Genomic DNA, 17,404 nt, shown 5'->3' with positions numbered 1-17,404 from the left:
GAAGGATGAGCTCCACCGACACGACCGAGTGGGCCGGCCCGGCCCGCTTCCTGCCGCCGCACGAGCCGACCCGCCGGGAGGACGGCGCCCTGCACTACGCGGGCCTCACCTACGCCGTCGCGTTCGGCTACCGGCCGCTGCAGCTGGACCTGTGTGTGCCCGCCGGTGAGAACGCGCCGCCGCTGGTGGTGTGGATCCACGGCGGCGGGTTCATGTTCGGCGACCGCCGCCACCTGCCCGAGACGCTGCGGCCGGACCAGGTCTTCGACGCGCTGCTCGACGCGGGGCTCGCCGTCGCCACGATCGACTACCGGCACGCGCTGGAGGCGCCGTTCCCGGCGCAGCTGCTCGACGCCAAGGCCGCCGTCCGGTACCTGCGGGGGCACGCCGACGAGCTCGGGATCGCCACTGAGAGGATCGGCGTCATGGGCGAGTCGGCCGGCGGGCACATCGCCGCGCTGGTCGGCCTCACCGCGCACCGGCCGGACCTCGAGGGCAGCCACGGCCTCGTCGGCCCGTCCAGCGCGGTGGACGTCGTCGTCGACTGGTACGGCCCGGCCGACCTCGCCACGATGCCGCGCAAGAGCCCGCCGCCGCACATCGCAGCCAAGCTCCCGGCGGAGCTCCTGGTCGCGCCCGAGGACCAGCTCACCCGCGGGCTGGAGGGGCCGGCCCTGGCCGACGCCAGCCCGATCACCCACGTGACGCCGGACGCCCCGCCGTTCCTGCTGGTGCACGGCACCGCCGACTGGCTGGTGCCCTTCGCCCAGAGCGAGCAGCTGCACGCCGCGCTGACCGCGGCCGGCGTCGACGCCCGGCTGGTGCCGGTCGAGGGCGCCCAGCACATCTTCGACGGCCACGACGACATCGACGGCGTCGTCGGGCTGTCGGTCGACTACCTCAAGGAGGCACTGCGATGAGCGACGTGACGGTCGCACCGGTCACGTTCGAGCACCACCGGGAGCCGCTGGGCATCGGCGAGCCGACGCCCCGGCTGTCCTGGGTCGTGCGCACCGAGCTGCCCGGCTGGCGGCAGGCCGCCTACGAGCTCCAGATCGACGACTGGTCCTCCGGCCGGGTCGACTCGGCCGAGTCGGTGCTCGTGCCGTGGGATGCGCCGCCGCTGACCGGCCGCGAGCGGCGGACCGCGCGGGTCCGCGTGTGGGGCGAGGGGGCCGCGGAGCCCTCGGCCTGGAGCGAGGGCGCCGTCGTCGAGGCCGGGCTGCTGTCCCCGTCGGACTGGACGGCGCAGCTCGTGCAGCCGGTGCTGCCCGACGACGCCGAGGAGCCGGTCGTCCTGCTCCGGCGTGACTTCGTCCTGGACGAGCCGGTCGCCCGTGCCCGCCTCTACGCCACCGCGCAGGGCGTGTACGCGGCCGAGCTGAACGGCGCCGGCGTGAGCGACGACGTGCTCGCGCCCGGGTGGACCAGCTACCGGCACCGGCTGCGGTACCAGACCTACGACGTCACGGCGCTGCTCGCCGAGGGCCCGAACACCCTCGGCGTGCAGCTGGCCGACGGCTGGTACCGCGGCTACATCGGCTTCACCGGCACCCGCGCGCACTACGGCGAGCGCACCGGCCTGTTCCTGCAGCTGGAGGTCGAGCACCCCGACGGCAGCCGCACCACGGTGACCAGCGACGACGCCTGGCGCTCCTCCCGCGGCCCGGTCGTCACCGCCGGCATCTACAACGGCGAGACCTATGACGCCCGCCGCGAGCTGCCCGGCTGGTCGACCCCCGGCTTCGACGACGGCGACTGGACGCCGGTCGAGCTCGGCTCGCTCGACCCCGCGACGCTCGTGGCCCCCACCGGCCCGCCGGTGCGCCGCACCCAGGTCCTGCCGGCGGTCGAGGTGTTCCGGTCCCCGTCGGGCAGGGTGCTCGTCGACTTCGGGCAGAACCTCGTCGGCTGGATCCGGTTCCGCCTCCCGGACGCGCCGGTCGGCACGGAGATCACCGTGCGGCACGCCGAGGTCCTGGAGCACGGCGAGCTGGGCACCCGGCCGCTGCGCAAGGCCAGGGCCACGGACGTCGTCGTCCTCGACGGGCGGGGCCCGCGGACGTGGGAGCCGCGGTTCACCTTCCACGGCTTCCGGTACGCCGAGGTGGAGGGCTGGCCGGGCGAGCTGACCGCCGACGACCTCGAGGCGGTCGTCGTCCACACCGACCTGCGCCCGACCGGCACGTTCACCTGCTCGGACGCCGACGTGACCAAGCTGCACGAGAACGTCGTGTGGGGGATGCGCGGCAACTTCCTCGACGTCCCGACCGACTGCCCGCAGCGCGACGAGCGGCTCGGCTGGACCGGCGACCTCGCCGCGTTCGTGCCCACGGCGACGTTCCTCTACGACACCGCCGGGATGCTGCGGTCCTGGCTGGCCGACCTGTCCGTCGAGCAGCTCGAGGACAACAACGGCCTGCCGCCGCTGTACGTGCCGTTCCTGAAGCTGCTGCCCTTCCCGCCGTCGGCCGAGGCCGGGTGGGGCGACGCCGCGGTGCTCGTCCCGTGGGCGCTGTACCAGGGGCACGGCGACGCGCAGGTGCTCGCCGACCAGTGGCCGTCGATGACCGCGTGGCTCGACGCCTTCACCCGGGCCGCCGGACCGGACCTCGACTGGCCCGGCGTCCCCTTCATGCTCGGCGACTGGCTCGACCCCGCCGCGCCGCCGGACCGCCCCGGCGACGCGCGGACGCCGTGGCCTCTGGTCGCGACCGCCTACCTGGCGCAGACGGCGCGGATCATGGCGCGGGCCGCCGCGGTGCTCGGGCACGACGGCAGCGAGTACGCCGCCCTGGCCGAGCGCGTCGCGGAGCGCTTCCGCAGCGAGTACGTCGCCCCCAACGGGCGGGTCGCCTACCCGGCGCAGACGGCGTACGCGCTGGCGCTGGAGTGCGATCTGCTGCTGCCCGAGCAGCGCGCGCACGCCGGGAAGCTGTTCGCCGAGCAGGTGCAGAAGGACGGCTGGCACATCGCCACCGGCTTCCTCGGCACGCCGTTCGTCACCGACGCGCTGGTCAACGCCGGCGAGGTGGCGAGCGCCTACGAGCTGCTGCTGCAGCGGGAGAACCCGTCGTGGCTCTACCCGGTGACGATGGGCGCGACGACGGTCTGGGAGCGCTGGGACTCCATGCTCCCCGACGGCTCCATCAACGAGGGCGAGATGACCTCGTTCAACCACTACGCCTACGGCGCCGTCGCCGACTGGCTGCACCGGACGGTCGCCGGACTCGCCCCCGCGACCCCGGGCTACCGGACGCTGCGGGTCGCCCCGCGCCCCGGGCCGGGCATCACGTCTGCGGCGGCCACCCACGAGACGCCCTACGGCACCGCCGCGGTGTCGTGGACGCTCGACGGGTCCTCGTTCGCGCTGGAGCTGACCGTGCCGCCGAACACGACCGCCGAGGTGTCGCTGCCCGACGGCAGCGCGGTGTTCGAGGTCGGCTCGGGCCGGCACACGTTCGAGCGGACCGTCGTCCCCGTCGCGCCGGTCGAGAAGCCGCAGGACTTCAACTGGCACCCGGACGAGGACTGACGGCGTGGCGGACCGGCGGCCGCGCTGGGGGATCGTCGGCACGGGTGGGATCAGCCGGACGACGGTCGGCGACCTGCACCTGACCGAGAACCTCGACCTGGTCGCGGTCGCCTCGCGGTCGCCGGAGCTGGCCGAGGCGTTCGCACAGGCGCACGAGGTGCCCCGGTGGCACGGCTCCTACCACGCGCTGTTCGCCGACGAGGACGTCGACGTCGTCTACGTGTGCACGCCGATCGGCACCCACCACGCGGTGGCCCGCGAGGCGCTGCTGGCCGGCAAGCACGTGCTGCTGGAGAAGGCGTTCACGACCACCGCCGCCGAGGCACGGGAGCTGGCCGCGCTCGCCGCCGAGCGGGGCCGCTTCCTCATGGAGGCCATGTGGATGCGGTTCAACCCGACGATCCGCCGGCTGCTGGAGGAGGTGGCCGGCGGCGCGATCGGAGAGGTGCGCACCGTGCAGGCGAGCTTCGGCTTCCCGCCGCCGCCCGAGGCGATCCACTGGCGGCCGGAGCTCGGCGGGGGAGCACTGCTCGACATGGGCGTCTACCCGCTGACCTTCGCCCGGCTGCTGCTCGGGGAGCCGACGTCGGTGGAGGCGACGGGTGAGCTTCGTGCGGACGGGCTGGACCTCACCGCCTCGGTGCACCTGCGCTACGGCGACGGCCGGTTCGCCTCGCTGCTCACCTCGCTGCGCGGCTTCGTCTCCCCGGCCGCGAGCGTGGGCGGCAGCGGCGGGCTGATCGCGGTCGGCCCGCTGTTCCTGGCCGCCGAGTCGTTCAGCGTCGTCACCCCGCCGTTCGGCGAGCTGCGCACGGTGAGCGAGCCGAGGGAGGGCCGCGGGTACGTGCCGATGTTCCGGGCGGTCGGCGAGGCGCTCGCCGACGGGCTGCTCGAGCACCCGCTGCGCCCGCTGGCCGACACGATCGCCGTCCTGGAGACCATCGACGAGATCCGGCGGCAACTGCACGCGAGGGAGAGATGACCGTCCACGTCGCCCTGGGCAGCTCGTTCGCGTCCGGCCCCGGCATCGAGCCCATCCTCGACGCCGGCTGCGGCCGGTCGGGGAACAACTACGCGCACCTGGTCGCCGGGCGGCTCGGGTACGGGCTCGTCGACGTCACCTGCGGCGGCGCGACCGTGGACGACGTCCTGTCCCGGCCGCAGGCGCTGATGACCGGCGGCAGCGTGCCCCCGCAGATCGACGCGGTGGTGCCCGACGCCGAGCTCGTGTCGATCACTGTCGGCGGCAACGACGTCGAGTACATGCTGACCCTGGCGCGGTGCTCGTACCGGGTCGCGCCCGAGGTCGCTCCGCCGTTGGCCGGGGAGTTCTTCGCGACGGCGGCCGCCCCGGACGCGGTCGAGGCCGCGCTCGCCGCGCTGCCGGCCAGGTACGCGGGCCTCGTCGCCGCGGTCCGCGACCGGGCGCCGCGGGCGCGCGTGCTCCTCGTCGACTACCTGACCGTCCTCCCGGAGGACGGCGTGGGTCCCGCGCTGCCGATGACCGACGAGGACCTGCGCGCCTGCCGCACCCTGAGCTTCCGGCTGGAGGCGGCCACCGCCGAGGCGGCCCGGCTCTCCGGCGCCGAGCTCGTCGAGGCGTCGGCGATCAGCCGCGACCACGCCGTCGGCTCGGCCGAGCCGTGGGTGACCGGCTGGGAGTTCGGCGACGTGCTGGCCGGGGGCGTCGGCCCGTACCACCCGAACGCCGCCGGCATGCGCGCCGTCGCTGACCTGCTCGTCGACGTGATCAGCGGTCGCGGTCGATGAGCCGGTCGAGCTGCTCGGGGTAGCGGGCGCCCTGGATCTCGACCGCGGCCGCGGCCTCGTCGATCTCCCGCAGGTCGTCGTCGGTCAGCTCGAGGCCGGCCGCCGCGGTGTTCTCCTCGAGCCGCTCGAGCCGCTTGGTGCCGGGGATCGGGACGATCCACGGCTGCTGCGCGAGCAGCCAGGCGAGCGCGACCTGGCCGGGCGTGGCGTTCTTCCGCCCGGCGATCCCCGCCAGCCGGTCGACCAGCGCCTGGTTGGCCTGCCGGGCCTCCTCGGCGAACCGCGGGATGGTGCCGCGGATGTCGCCGCTGCCGAACGTCGTCGTCGCGTCGACCGTGCCGGTGAGGAAACCCTTGCCGAGCGGGCTGAAGGGCACGAAGCCGATGCCGAGCTCCGCCAGGGTCGGCAGGATCTCCGGCTCCGGCTCACGGAACCACAGCGAGTACTCGCTCTGCAGCGCCGTCACGGGCTGGACGGCGTGCGCCCGGCGGATGGTCCGCGGGGCGGCCTCGGAGAGCCCGAAGTGGCGCACCTTGCCGGCCTCGATGAGCTCCTTGACCGCGCCGGCGACGTCCTCGATCGGGACGTCCGGGTCGACGCGGTGCTGGTAGTACAGGTCGATGACGTCGGTCCCGAGCCGGCGCAGCGAGCCGTCGGCGGCCCGGTGGATGTCCTCCGGCCGGCTGGTCAGGCCGGTCTGCCGGCCGTCCGCGTCGAGCGCGAACCCGAACTTGGTGGCGATCACGACCCGGTCGCGCACCGGCGCCAGGGCCTCGCCGACGAGCTCCTCGTTGACGAACGGTCCGTAGACCTCCGCCGTGTCGAAGAAGGTGACGCCGCGGTCGACGGCCGCCCGGATCAGCGCGATCGAGTCCTCGCGCGCGGGCACCGGGCCGTAGCTCTGGGACAGGCCCATGCAACCGAAGCCGAGGGCCGAGACCTCCAGGCCCTGGCCGAGCGTGCGGGTGTGCCTCACGCCGAGGTCCCCTCCGGGTAGCCGTACTCCTCGTCGGTCACGTGGTCGCCCCACGTCGTCTCGTCGCCCTCCCAGATGGCGGTGTGGACCATGAAGCGGTCCGGGGCGGCGCCGTGCCAGTGCTCCTCGCCCGGCGGGGTCCAGATCACGTCGCCGGGGCGGATCACGAGCACCTCGCCGCCGCGTGACTGGACCAGCCCGACCCCGTCGGTGACGTGGAGGGTCTGCCCGCGGGCGTGCGAGTGCCACGCGGTCCGGGCGCACGGCGCGAAGCGCACCGTGTTCACCCGCGCCACCTCGCTGCGGGCGATGACGTCGAAGTGCACGTCACCGGTGAACCACTCGGCCGGCCCCTTGGTGGTCGGCTGCTCGGCGACGAATTCCATGCTGTCCTCCTCGGTCGGTGCCTTCCAGGGAACGCGATCTCGCGGGCAGGAGGGAGGGTCTGTCGAGAGGGGTACCGGCAGCCACCCCCTCGGACTCCTCCGGCCGGTCGATCAGGCCGGCCCGGACGACGACGCGGCGAGCAGGTCGAGCGCCCGCTGGGACGGCGAGCCGTCCTCGGCGGTGTAGGCCACGATCGTCAACCCGCGGTCCGAGGCCAGCTCCAGGGCGTCGTAGTCGAGGACGAGCTGCCCGGCGACCGGATGCCGGAAGGGCTGGACGCCGCTGCGGTAGTCCTGCACGTCGTGCTCCGCCCAGCGGCGCCGGAAGCCCTCGCTGCGCTGCGAGAGCTCCGCCACCAGGCCGGCCAGCGCCCGGTCGTGCGGGAAGCGCCCGGTCTCGGCGCGCAGGCTGCCGACCGCGGCCGCGGCGATCCGGTCCCAGTCGCCGTACAACCCGGTGGCGGCCGGATCGAGGAAGACGAACCGCGCCAGGTTGGGCGGCCGGCCGGCGGCCAGGAACATCGGCGCGTACAGCGCGGTCGCGAGCCGGTTGGCGTGGAGGACGTCGAGGCGCCCGTTGCGCACGAAGGCGGCCGCCCCCGTCATCGTGTCGAGCAGCCGCCGGACGCTCGGCCGCACCTCGTCCGGAGCGGCCCCGCCCGCGGCCCGGCCGGGAGCGCCGGCCGGCCGCATCAGGCGCAGCAGGTGGTCGCGCTCCACGTCGTCGAGCCGCAGCGCCCGGGCGATCGAGTCGAGCACCTCCGCCGAGACGCCGCGCGCGGTTCCGCGCTCGAGCTGCGTGTAGTACTCGACCGAGATGCCGGCGAGCAGGGCCACCTCCTGCCGGCGCAGCCCGGGCACCCGCCGGTTGCCGCCGTACGCCGGGAGACCGGCCTGCTCGGGGGACACCTTCGCGCGCCGGGTGGTGAGGAACTCGCGGATGGCTCCGCGGACGTCGTCCCGGCCGGTCACGCGCCCGAGCGTACGGAGGGGGGTGCTGCCGGTACCCCTGAGGACGGCGTCTCCCTCCCGCCCGAGCGCGCTGGTTCCCTGGCCTCGATGGCCACGCTGACCACGACCCCGGGGACGACGACCACCCGCACGCCCGCCGCCGCGACACTGGGCGCAGCGGTGCTCGGCTTCTTCGTGATCACCCTCGACGCGGTCGTGGTGAACGTCGCGCTCCCCTCGATGCGGGCCGATCTCGGTGGCGGCATCACCGGGCTGCAGTGGGTGGTCGACGGCTACACCCTCCTGTTCGCCGGGCTGCTGCTGTCGGCCGGCTCGCTGTCGGACCGGATCGGTGCGCGCCGGGCGTTCGGCGCCGGGCTCGTGGTGTTCGTGGGCGCGTCGGTGGCCTGCGGTCTGGCGCCGGACCTGGGGGTCCTCGTGGCCGCCCGGTTCGTCCAGGGCGCCGGGGCCGCGGTGATGATGCCGTCGTCGATGGCGCTGATCGGTCAGGCCTACCCGGACCCGGTCCGCCGGGCGCGCGCCGTGGGGATGTGGGCGATGGGCGGCGCGGTCGCGTCGTCCTCGGGGCCGGTGCTGGGCGGGCTGCTCACGCTGGTCTCGTGGCGGTGGATCTTCCTGCTCAACGTGCCGGCCGGCGCGGTGGCCCTGCTCCTGCTCGCGCGCAGCCCGCGTTCCCCCACCGGCCCGCGCCCTTCGACGGGATCGGCCAGGTCACGGCCGTGCTGGCGATGGGCGGCCTGACCTACGGGGCGATCGAGGCCGGTGCTGCCGGGTTCACCGCGCCGCAGGTGCTGACCGCGTTCGGGATCGCGGTGGCGGCGTCGACGGCGTTCCTGGTGGCGCAGGCGCGCGGCGCGCACCCGATGGTGCCGCTGGGTCTGTTCCGGTCCCGCAACGTCACGGTGATCGTCGCGGTGGGGTTCGCCTTCGTCGTCGGCTACTACGGGCTGCCGTTCGTGATGAGCCTGTTCCTGCAGCAGGTGCGCGGCCTGTCGCCGGTGGCCGCCGGGGCGACGTTCCTCCCGATGATGCTGGCCGGCGCCGTCCTGACCACGTTCATCGCCCGCCTCGCGCAGCGCACCGGCACCCGCGCCCTCGTCGTCACGGGGCTGGTCCTGATGACCGCGGGACTGGCCACCCTCGCCGCCGTCCCGCCTGACACGCCGGCCTGGGCGATCGCCGCGACGATGGTCCTGCCGGGGGTGGCGGGTCCGCTGATCATGCCGCCGGTGACCGCGCTGCTGCTGGGCAGCGTCGAGGGCGCCCGCGCCGGGGTCGCCGGCGGGGTGTTCAACACCAGCCGGCAGGTCGGCGGAGCGCTTGCGGTCGCGGTCTTCGGCGCACTGCTCGCCGGGCCGGGCGGCTTCCTGCACGGGATGCGCGTCAGCCTGCTCCTCGCCGCCCTGGTCGCCCTGGCCGCGGCGGCGGCGGCCCTGCGGCTGCGGCCCGCGGCGAGCTGACCTCAGGCCGCGAACTGCACGCGGGCGATGTCGGTGCAGATCGGGTCGAACAGCTCCCGCCGCACGACGCCCACCTTCAGGTCCAGGCAGCCGGGCGGGTCCAGCGCGACGATGGCGGCCAGGGCCTGCTCGACGGTCTCCCGCGCGACTCCCTCGCGCACCCGCCCGACGACGACGTTGCGGATCACGACGCCGTCCCACCGCGGAAGGCCGGCCCGTGCACGGCTGAGGCCCGGAACCGGGTCGGTTCCGGGCCTCAGGGGTCGACCGCTATGCGGGGACGGGGGCCTCCCGCGCGTCGTCGTCGCGGTCGGTGCGCGCGCCGGCGGCCACCCGCTGCTGCTCGTCGTCCATGATCCGGGCCAGCTCCTCCTCGGACTCCACGGCCTCGCCGCGGGCGACCATGCCGGCGACCTCGGCCAGCGGGATCTCCTTGAGGAACAGCGCCAGCACCAGCGCCACGGCCAGGATCGGCACCAGGTACCAGAACACCGGGGCGAGGGAGTTGGCGTACGCGTCGACGATCGCCGTCTTCAACGGCTCGCCGGCGGCCTGCACCGCCGCCGGCGTCAGGGTCTCCGGCGAGGTGATGCCCGCCTGCACCGCCTGCTGCCCGTTCGCCGTGAGCGCGCCGACCAGGTTGTCGGCCAGCCGGCTGGTGAACAGCGTCCCGAAGATGGCTACGCCGAGGGTGGCGCCGACCTCGCGGAAGTAGTTGTTCGTCGAGGTCGCGGTGCCGATCTGGGTCGCCGGGACGGCGTTCTGCGCGGCCAGGACGACGTTCTGCATGATCAGGCCGAGCCCGGCGCCGAGGACGAAGAACATCGCGCCGACCGTCCACAGCGACGTGCCGCCCGACAGCGTGGTCATCCAGACCAGCGCCGCCAGGATCACGGCCACACCGGCGACGGTGAAGACCTTGTAGCGGCCGGTCCGCTGGATGAACCCGGCGGAGCTCTGGATGGTCGCGATGATGCCGACGGTCATCGGCAGCATGAGCAGGCCGGAGTTCGCCGCCGAGAGCCCCGAGCTCATCTGCAGGAACGTCGGCATGAACGCGATCGCGGAGAACATGCCCAGCCCCACCGCCAGGCCCAGCGCCGTGGCGACGACGAAGGTCCGGTTGCGGAACAGCGTCATCGGGATGATCGGCTCGGCCGCGCGCAGCTCGATCGCCACGAAGACGAACGCCGAGACGACGAACGCGCCGAGCAGCCACAGCGTCTTCGCCGCGCCCCAGCCGTCGCTGCCGCCGAAGTCGGTGAACAGGATCAGCGACGTCGTGGTGGCCGAGAGCGCCACGATGCCGGCGTAGTCCAGCGGCGTCGTGCTGCGCTTGCGCGGCAGGGTCAGGGTGAACCAGCCGATGAGGAACGCGGCCAGGCCGACCGGCACGTTGATCCAGAAGCACCACTGCCAGCCGAGGGCCGCGGAGTCGGTGAAGAAGCCGCCCACGAGCGGCCCGGCGACGGCGGAGAGGCCGAACAGCGCGCCGATCGGTCCCATGTACTTCGCCCGCTCCCGCGCCGGGACGATGTCGGCGATGATCGCCTGCGACAGGATCATCAGGCCGCCGCCGCCGAGGCCCTGCACGCCCCGCCAGACCACCAGCCAGCCGAAGCTCGGCGCCAGCGCGGCGCCGAAGCTCGCGATCGTGAACAGGCCGATCGCGACGAGGAAGAGGTTCCGGCGGCCCCACAGGTCGCCGAACTTGCCGTACACGGGCATGACGAGGGTCGTCGCCAGCAGGTAGGCGGTGGTCATCCACGCCATGTGCGAGACGCCGCCGAGGTCGCCGACGATCGTCGGCATCGCCGTCGAGACGATGGTCTGGTCCAGCGCCGCCATGAGCATGCCGGCGAGCAGGGCCGAGAAGATGAGGTTGATCCGCCGGCGGGTGAGGACGATCGGCGGCGCGGACGGGTCTGAGGGCGGGGCCTGCAAGAGGGTCTCCTCGGTCGAGCGACGGTGCCGCGGGCGCGCGGCACCGAGGGGCGAGCGGACGGCGGCGGCCGCTCGGGAGTTCAGGCGGGTGGTGCGGGGAGGCCGGCGGCCAGGGCGTCCCAGGCCCCGTCGACGAGGTCGGGCAGCGAGGCGGTGAAGTCGGTGGTCAGCCAGCGGTGCAGCGCGGTGCGCAGCGCGACGCCGGCCACGCCGGCCAGCAGGGTGGGGTAGACGTCGACGCCGACCCGGGTGCCCGTGCGCTCGGCGATCGCCTCGGCCAGCTCCCGCTCCGCCTCGCCGAAGAGGCCGGCCAGCCGGCCGACGAGCACCGGGGAGGCGTCGATGACCTTGAGCCGCAGCGGCCAGAGCTCGGTCTCCTCGGCCATCTCGGCCGCCTGGACGCGCTGCACCGCGCGGAGCGCGTCGAGCGGCGTCTCGCCGGCCGGCCGGTCACGGAGCGCCGCGACCTGGCGGCCCGAGGCGTCCGGGTCCAGCCCGAGGACGGCGTCGTCCTTGGAGGAGAAGTAGTTGAAGAAGGTGCGCGGGGAGACGTCGGCGCGCTCGGCGATGTCGTCGACCGACACGTGGTCGAGGCCGCGCTCCGCGACGAGCCGCAGCGCCGCCTCGTGCAGCGCGAGGCGGGTGGCGCGCTTCTTGCGCTCGCGCAGTCCGGAGGTCACCCGGCCATCATGGCGGAGAAGTTGCAGTCTCTGCAAGTTTGCGGAGTCTGCACGGCGTGTCGCCTTGCTCACCCCCGCGCCGCTCGCGGGCGAGAGCGGCGCGGCCAGGACTCCGCGCCGCCGCACTCGCCGCACCGCGCGCGTCCGCGTTGCGGTCGGTGCCGCTCCGCGATCGGCCGCTTGGACGCGCACTCGGCCACGCGGCGCGCCGGGTCCCACCGGGCGATGTGCCGACCGGAGGGTTCGTGCGTTCCCTGTCCCCGCGGCCCGCCGACGATGCACACGTCGGCGCCGTCGAGGAACACCGCATCGCCCGCGTTGCTCCAGTACCAGCCCGACACCTCGCCGATGTCGGTCCACCTGACGGCGGCTCGGACCGCCGCCTCGTCCTCGGCGACGCGGGCCGGCAGGAACTCGGCCGGCGTCATGGCCCGAGCCTCAGGGCGCCGGGGACGCGGTCGCGGCGTGGAGGGCGAACGTGCCCTCCGGGTCGAGTCGCCGCAGGAGGGTGGCGGAGATCGCGGAGAGCTGCTCGACCTGCTCCGGCGTGAGCGCGTCGATGACGTGTTCGCGGACGTTGGCGACGTGCCCGGGCGCGGCCTCCTGGACCTTGCGCCAGCCGGCCTCGGTGAGGCGGGCGTTGGTCGCCCGGCCGTCCTGCGGGCAGGGGAAGCGCTCGACCAGGCCGCGGTCCTCCAGGCGGCGCACCACGTGCGAGAGGCGGGGGAGCGTGGCGTTGGTGCGGGAGGCGATCGCCGTCATGCGCAGGGTCCGGTGCGGCGCCTCCGACAGGATGGCCAGCACGTAGTACTCGTAGTGGCTGAGGTCGGCGTCGCGGCGCAGTTGGGCGTCGAGCGCGCCGGGGAGCAGTTCGACCACGGCGACCAGCCGCATCCACGCCCGGAGCTCGTCCTCGGTCAGCCAGTTCGCGTCCACGACGCCATTCTCGCACCAGATAGTTGACGCTACAAGTTTCCTGCCTACGTTCGCTTGTAGCAACAACCAACCCCGTCCCTCGGAGGACCCCGCCATGACGCTGCTGTCGGACCACCTCGGTCTCGCCCCGCTGCCGGCCGCCGTGCGCACCCAGGTGACCGTGCCGCTGCGGTTCCCCGACGGTTACGCGACCAGCGCCGACGTCTTCACCTTCACCGGGCTCGCCGACGGCAAGGAGCACCTGCTGCTCGGCCTGGGCGACTGGCGGGGCGCCCTCGACGACGCCGTCGCCGGCGGCCCGGCGCCGATGGTGCGCCCGCACAGCGAGTGCCTGACCGGGGACGTGTTCGGCTCCCAGCGCTGCGACTGCGGCCCGCAGCTGCGCGAGGCGGCCGAGCGGATCACCGAGGCGGGCGGCTTCCTCCTCTACCTGCGCCAGGAGGGTCGCGGGATCGGTCTGTACGCCAAGCTCGACGCCTACGCGCTGCAGGACGCCGGCCTGGACACCTACGAGGCCAACCTGGCACTCGGCCACGGCGAGGACGAGCGCGACTACACCGCCGCCGCGCAGATGCTGCACGCCGTCGGCGCCGACCGCATCCGGCTGCTGTCCAACAACCCCGACAAGGCCGCCCAGCTCGCGCTGCTCGACGTCGCCGTGACCGAGCGCGTGCCCACCGGCGTGCACCTGTCGGCGGCCAACGCCCGCTACCTGACCGTCAAGCGCGACCACACCGCGCACACCCTCGACCTGCCGCTGGCCGGCTGAGCACCCGGAGCCCGAACACTCATCGGCCCGCGGCACCCGTTCGCCGTCCACCTGCGGCACGTCGCCGCCCGCGACGCCGCCGAGGCGCACCGGGCCTGGACGCCGGACGACGGCCCGCTGCCGGCGCTGTACCTGTCCCACGGCACGCCGCCGCGGCCGAGCTGGTCTACGACTTCGGCGGCTTCCACCCGATGTACTACCGGATGCGCTACGACACCCCGGACCCGTCGGCGCTCGCCCGGCAGCTGCTCGCGGTGCTGCCGGACACCGAGCACTTCCACGAGCACCGCAACCGCGGCTTGGACCAGGGCGCGTGGCTGCCGCTCAAGGTCATGTAGCCGGCCGCGGACATCCCGGTTCTGCAGCTGAGCCTGCCCACCCACGACACGACCGAGCTGCTGTCCCTCGGGGAGCGGCTGCGGCCGCTGCGCGAAGCGGGCGTGCTGGTCGTCGGCTCCGGGTTCATGACCCACGGCCTGCCCTACCTCGACTGGTCCCGGCCCGACGTCGTCCCCGGGTGGTCCGCGGACTTCGACGCCTGGGCCGCCGACGCCCTCGCCCGCGGGGACGTCGAGGGGCTGGCGCGCTTCCGGCTGCGTGCGCCCGCCCTGCGCTACGCGCACCCGACCGTCCAGCACTTCACGCCGCTGTTCGTCACCCTCGGCGCCGCGACCGACCCCACCGCGCCGGCCACCACCGCGATCGACGGGTTCGCGATGGGCCTGGCCAAGCGCTCCGTCCAGGTGGCCTGAATGCCATGAAGACGGGGGCCTCCCCCCGGATCACGCTTGCGGTGAGAGCCGGCAGGTGTGGCGGAAGGAGGCCCGGTCCTCATGTTGCACGTTGGGTTGGATCTGAGCAGGACTCGTTTGGATGTGCATGTCATGGACGAGGCGGGCGCGCCGTTGGCGGTGACCACCGCGGCGCCGGATGCCGGTGGGCTGGCCTCGCTGGCCCACCGGGTGGCAGAGATCGGCGGGCCGGTGGCGGCGGCGATCGAGTCGATGACCGGCGCCCGCTTCGTTCATGACCAGTTGGAGTGGCACGGCTGGGTGGTGCAGATCGCTGACGCGCTAAAGGTCAAGGGGTTCGCCCCGTTGGCCTGCAAGACCGACAAGATCGATGCCTGGGTGCTGGCCGAGCTGTCGCGGCGGGAGCTGGTGCCGGCGATCTGGCTGCCCACCCCCGGCATCCGGGCCGAGCGGGAACGGGCCCGCTGGCGGCTGCACCTGGTGCGCCACCGCACGGCGCTGAAGAACCGGATCCACGCCACCCTGCTGACCTTCGGCCATCCCTGCCCGGTCTCGGATCTGTTCGGCGCCGCCGGCCGGCGGTTGCTCGACAGCCTCGAGCTGCCCGAGCCGTGGGCCGCCGACGTGGCCGCCGCGCTGCGGCTGATCGATCTCCTCGACGGCGAGATCGCCGACTGCGAGGCGGCGCTGCGCCGGGCCGGTGCCGATCACCGGTATGTGCCGCTGCTGATGAGCGCACCGGGCATTGGCTGGGTGCTCGGCTACACCATCGCCGCCGAGATCGGCGACATCGGCCGGTTCGCCACACCGAAGAAGCTGGTCGGCTACACCGGTCTGTGCCCATCCGTCGATCAGTCCGGCGGGCACGACTGGCGCGGCGAGCTGGCCAAGAACGGCCCGAAGTATCTGCGCTGGGCGCTGATCGAGGCGGCCACCCACGCCGCCCGCCACCCGGTCTACGCCGAGCGCTATCAGCGCACCAAGACCCGCCTGGGCAAGCAGCGCGGGGCGAAGGTCGCCCGCGTCGACATCGCCCGCAGGCTCGCCGAGGCCATCTGGTGGATGCTCACCACCACCAAGCCCTTCGCTCCGGCAGGCGCCCCGCGCACGGCTCTGGCCGCCTAGACGGCCCACGACTGAGATGCGCCACCGGAGCGAAGCCCCTCCCATCCGGCCTGGTCCTCCCCATGAGGAGGCGATAGAGAGATGAGCCCGGCTCCCCGCTCACCCGAGCGCAGCCCGCCCGGCGCAAGGCCACTCGCCCTCTCCGGCGGCTCAGCGATCCTGCCACCGATTCGTCACGCCTCCAGGTCGTTCGTCCTCGCCGCTACGCGGCTGCGGGCGCTCCACCCGGACCCGCTCCTCACCGCCGGCGATCAACCCTTGCCGCGGAAAGGAACAGATGACTCAAGACCCACTTGACCCCGGCCCCCGTCTTCATAGAGAGCCGGGGCTCGGTCGGTTGTCGACGCCACCGAGTGTCGACTCGTGGTGGTGTCGCACGCCCCGGAGGCCACCGAGATCCGACACGCGGTGGCAGCAGCTAGTCCTCGATGACGTCGAGGCCCTGCTCGCGCAACTGCGCCAGGTGGTCGAGCATCCCCTTCAGCACCTCCGGGTCGTGGCCCGTCCAGTCGGCCACCTCGCCGACGACGCGCAGCGGATGGCGGGTGCGGTAGGACTGCGTGGGATTGCCGGGGAACCGCTTGTTCGTCACGTTCGGGTCGTCCTCGAACGGGCCCAGCGGCTCCACGGCGTAGATGTGCCCGCGCTCGTCGCTGCCGGCCAGCGCGGTCGCCAGCTCGGCTCCCCAGGCGGCGGTGTCCACGAGCGCGGTGAAGTAGATGTGGTTGGACACCCGGCCCGCCTGGAAGTTGGAGCCGTAGCCCGGCACCAGCTCGTCGCCGACCTCGAGCGCGGACCTCGTCCCGTGGAAGAAGGGCCCCTCGACGTGCGCGCAGCGCTCGTAGGTCACGGGGACGTGGGGGCTGCTGTTCTCGGTCACCACGAGCGATGATGCCGGAGCCGCGGGCTCAGGGCAGCCGGCGGGCCGGGTCGGCCACGACGCCGGCCAGCGCCCGCAGCGCGGCGCCGGAAGCACCGGCAGCCGGCGCGGCACCGGCCGCCTCGATCCGCAGGGCGCGCCACCGGGCGGAGAGCACGCGGCGGGCCAGCTGTTCCCCCAGCTCCGGGCGCAGCAGGTCGGCGAGCTGGCCGAGGTGCCCGCCGAGGACGACGGTGGGGATGTCGAGCACGTTGACCACGCCGGCGAGGGCGACGGCCAGCGCGCGGGTCGCCGTGGCCAGCGCGGAGCGGGCGGCCGGGTCGCCGTCGAGCGCCCGGGCGCGCAGCTCCTCCGGGCCGGCGTCGAGCGGCAGCCCCGCCGCTCGCAGCAGCGCGGACCGGCCGGCGTACTGCTCGAGGCAGCCGGTGGAGCCGCACCGGCAGGCCGGCCCGTCGGGGTCGACGCAGACGTGCCCCATCTCGCCGGCCCAGCCGGAGCTGCCGGTCATCACCCGCCCGGCCAGGACGGCGGCCCCGCCGATGCCGATCTGCCCGGAGAGGTAGACGAAGTCGCGATGCGGGCCGGGCCGGCCCGGGGCGGCCTCGGCGACGGTGCGGGCGGCGAGGTCGGCCTCGTTGCCGAGCACCGGGGACAGCTCCTCGGGCAGCCGTGGGGCCAGCAGCTCCGCGGGCCGCAGGTCCGACCAGCCGAGGTTGGGCGCGCGCAGCAGCACGCCGGCGTCGACGTCGACGATGCCGGGCAGCGCCAGCCCGGCCCCCACCAGGCGCAGGTTCGGGGGCAGGCCGGCGAGCATCGCGGACGTCAGCGAGCCCAGCCGGGCCAGCGTCGCCGCGGGATCGCTGGCCACGAAGTCGCCGTCCTCGACCGTCTCGGCGACCACCCGGCCGCGCAGGTCGAGCACCCGGGCGGCCAGCAGGCCGGCGTCGACCTGCAGGCCGAGCGCGGCGATCCGCGCGCCGGGGACCAGGGGAGTGGCCGGGCGGCCGCGGCGGGGCAGCGCGACCCGCTCGACCTCGTCGAGCAGCCCGCCGGCCACCAGCTCGTCGGCCAGCCGCGCCGCGGTGGCGCGGGTCGTCCCGGTGGCCGCGGCGACGTCGGCCCGCGAGAGTGGAGCCGGTGCGGCGCAGACCGTGCGCAGCACCAGAGCGAGGTTGGCCGCGCGCACCGTCGACTGCCGGGCCGCGACCGTGTCCACCCC

20 protein-coding genes are annotated in these 17,404 nt (G+C 74.4%); 10 read left to right on the top strand and 10 right to left on the bottom strand.

What is annotated here, in order from left to right; translation table 11 throughout:
- Window positions 1-5: 5 nt before the first annotated feature.
- The 4 genes from AB3388_RS16210 to AB3388_RS16195 are packed head-to-tail and all read left to right on the top strand — an operon-like array spanning window position 6 to window position 5,305.
- Window positions 6-920 (top strand): alpha/beta hydrolase fold domain-containing protein, encoded by a 915-nt coding sequence (locus AB3388_RS16210; RefSeq protein ID WP_495406328.1) that lies wholly within the window; start codon window positions 6-8, stop codon window positions 918-920.
- Window positions 917-3,535, top strand: coding sequence for a family 78 glycoside hydrolase catalytic domain (locus AB3388_RS16205; protein ID WP_495406327.1), 2,619 nt, complete (start codon window positions 917-919; stop codon window positions 3,533-3,535). Before AB3388_RS16210 ends, AB3388_RS16205 begins: the two co-directional genes overlap by 4 nt.
- Window positions 3,536-3,539: 4 nt before the next feature.
- The gene (locus tag AB3388_RS16200; protein ID WP_495406326.1) at window positions 3,540-4,517 is read left to right on the top strand and encodes a Gfo/Idh/MocA family protein; all 978 of its coding nucleotides are present in this window, start codon (window positions 3,540-3,542) and stop codon (window positions 4,515-4,517) included.
- Window positions 4,514-5,305: an SGNH/GDSL hydrolase family protein gene (locus AB3388_RS16195; protein WP_495406325.1), complete on the top strand. Its 792-nt coding sequence runs from the start codon at window positions 4,514-4,516 to the stop codon at window positions 5,303-5,305. Before AB3388_RS16200 ends, AB3388_RS16195 begins: the two co-directional genes overlap by 4 nt.
- On the opposite strand, the gene AB3388_RS16190 is transcribed toward AB3388_RS16195, so the two are convergent.
- The 3 genes from AB3388_RS16190 to AB3388_RS16180 all read right to left on the bottom strand — a co-directional run bounded on the left by AB3388_RS16190 (window position 5,286) and on the right by AB3388_RS16180 (window position 7,639).
- Entirely contained in the window at window positions 5,286-6,281 is a 996-nt protein-coding gene (locus tag AB3388_RS16190; protein ID WP_495406324.1) for an aldo/keto reductase, read from the bottom strand. The two genes, AB3388_RS16195 and AB3388_RS16190, sit on opposite strands and share 20 nt — an antisense overlap.
- The gene (locus AB3388_RS16185; protein WP_495406323.1) at window positions 6,278-6,667 is read right to left on the bottom strand and encodes a (R)-mandelonitrile lyase; all 390 of its coding nucleotides are present in this window, start codon (window positions 6,665-6,667) and stop codon (window positions 6,278-6,280) included. Before AB3388_RS16185 ends, AB3388_RS16190 begins: the two co-directional genes overlap by 4 nt.
- A 111-nt stretch (window positions 6,668-6,778) precedes the next feature.
- Window positions 6,779-7,639 (bottom strand): helix-turn-helix domain-containing protein, encoded by an 861-nt coding sequence (locus AB3388_RS16180; RefSeq protein ID WP_495406322.1) that lies wholly within the window; start codon window positions 7,637-7,639, stop codon window positions 6,779-6,781.
- A gap of 87 nt (window positions 7,640-7,726) precedes the next feature.
- Here AB3388_RS16180 and AB3388_RS16175 point away from each other — a divergent pair, with 87 nt between their 5' ends.
- Both AB3388_RS16175 and AB3388_RS16170 read left to right on the top strand, forming a co-directional pair.
- Entirely contained in the window at window positions 7,727-8,380 is a 654-nt protein-coding gene (locus tag AB3388_RS16175) for an MFS transporter (RefSeq protein ID WP_495406321.1), read from the top strand.
- Complete coding sequence (locus AB3388_RS16170) at window positions 8,368-9,099, top strand: MFS transporter (RefSeq protein ID WP_495411468.1); 732 nt, start codon at window positions 8,368-8,370, stop codon at window positions 9,097-9,099. Before AB3388_RS16175 ends, AB3388_RS16170 begins: the two co-directional genes overlap by 13 nt.
- 2 nt (window positions 9,100-9,101) lie before the next feature.
- Here AB3388_RS16170 and AB3388_RS16165 read toward each other — a convergent pair whose 3' ends face one another.
- From AB3388_RS16165 to AB3388_RS16145, 5 genes are all read right to left on the bottom strand, one after another.
- The gene (locus tag AB3388_RS16165) at window positions 9,102-9,287 is read right to left on the bottom strand and encodes a hypothetical protein (RefSeq protein ID WP_495406320.1); all 186 of its coding nucleotides are present in this window, start codon (window positions 9,285-9,287) and stop codon (window positions 9,102-9,104) included.
- 82 nt (window positions 9,288-9,369) lie between these two features.
- The gene (locus AB3388_RS16160; RefSeq protein ID WP_495406319.1) at window positions 9,370-11,043 is read right to left on the bottom strand and encodes an MDR family MFS transporter; all 1,674 of its coding nucleotides are present in this window, start codon (window positions 11,041-11,043) and stop codon (window positions 9,370-9,372) included.
- A gap of 80 nt (window positions 11,044-11,123) precedes the next feature.
- Complete coding sequence (locus tag AB3388_RS16155) at window positions 11,124-11,723, bottom strand: TetR/AcrR family transcriptional regulator (protein WP_495406318.1); 600 nt, start codon at window positions 11,721-11,723, stop codon at window positions 11,124-11,126.
- Window positions 11,724-11,791: 68 nt separating this feature from the next.
- Window positions 11,792-12,151 (bottom strand): DUF6221 family protein, encoded by a 360-nt coding sequence (locus AB3388_RS16150; protein WP_495406317.1) that lies wholly within the window; start codon window positions 12,149-12,151, stop codon window positions 11,792-11,794.
- Between the two features lie 10 nt (window positions 12,152-12,161).
- A complete protein-coding gene (locus tag AB3388_RS16145) occupies window positions 12,162-12,659 on the bottom strand; it encodes a MarR family winged helix-turn-helix transcriptional regulator (protein ID WP_495406316.1) in 498 nt (165 codons plus the stop codon).
- Window positions 12,660-12,753: 94 nt separating this feature from the next.
- Here AB3388_RS16145 and AB3388_RS16140 point away from each other — a divergent pair, with 94 nt between their 5' ends.
- From AB3388_RS16140 to AB3388_RS16125, 4 genes are all read left to right on the top strand, one after another.
- On the top strand, window positions 12,754-13,428 hold the full coding sequence (locus tag AB3388_RS16140; protein ID WP_495406315.1) for a GTP cyclohydrolase II: 675 nt from the start codon (window positions 12,754-12,756) through the stop codon (window positions 13,426-13,428).
- Window positions 13,429-13,619: 191 nt separating this feature from the next.
- Window positions 13,620-13,766 carry a hypothetical protein gene (locus tag AB3388_RS16135; RefSeq protein WP_495406314.1) on the top strand — a complete coding sequence of 49 codons (147 nt, stop codon included), beginning with the start codon at window positions 13,620-13,622 and terminating at the stop codon, window positions 13,764-13,766.
- A gap of 12 nt (window positions 13,767-13,778) precedes the next feature.
- A complete protein-coding gene (locus tag AB3388_RS16130) occupies window positions 13,779-14,180 on the top strand; it encodes a dioxygenase family protein (RefSeq protein ID WP_495411467.1) in 402 nt (133 codons plus the stop codon).
- A gap of 81 nt (window positions 14,181-14,261) precedes the next feature.
- Entirely contained in the window at window positions 14,262-15,305 is a 1,044-nt protein-coding gene (locus tag AB3388_RS16125) for an IS110 family RNA-guided transposase (RefSeq protein ID WP_495406161.1), read from the top strand.
- Between the two features lie 418 nt (window positions 15,306-15,723).
- Here AB3388_RS16125 and arr read toward each other — a convergent pair whose 3' ends face one another.
- Window positions 15,724-16,185: an NAD(+)--rifampin ADP-ribosyltransferase gene (gene arr / locus AB3388_RS16120; protein ID WP_495406313.1), complete on the bottom strand. Its 462-nt coding sequence runs from the start codon at window positions 16,183-16,185 to the stop codon at window positions 15,724-15,726.
- 28 nt (window positions 16,186-16,213) lie between these two features.
- Complete coding sequence (locus tag AB3388_RS16115; RefSeq protein WP_495406312.1) at window positions 16,214-17,401, bottom strand: ROK family protein; 1,188 nt, start codon at window positions 17,399-17,401, stop codon at window positions 16,214-16,216.
- Window positions 17,402-17,404 lie beyond the last annotated feature (3 nt).

Source organism: Geodermatophilus sp. SMS 5-13, from assembly GCF_059428245.1.
The sequence above is the reverse complement of the archived record's forward strand: the minus strand, read 5'-3'. Positions and strand labels throughout refer to the sequence as shown.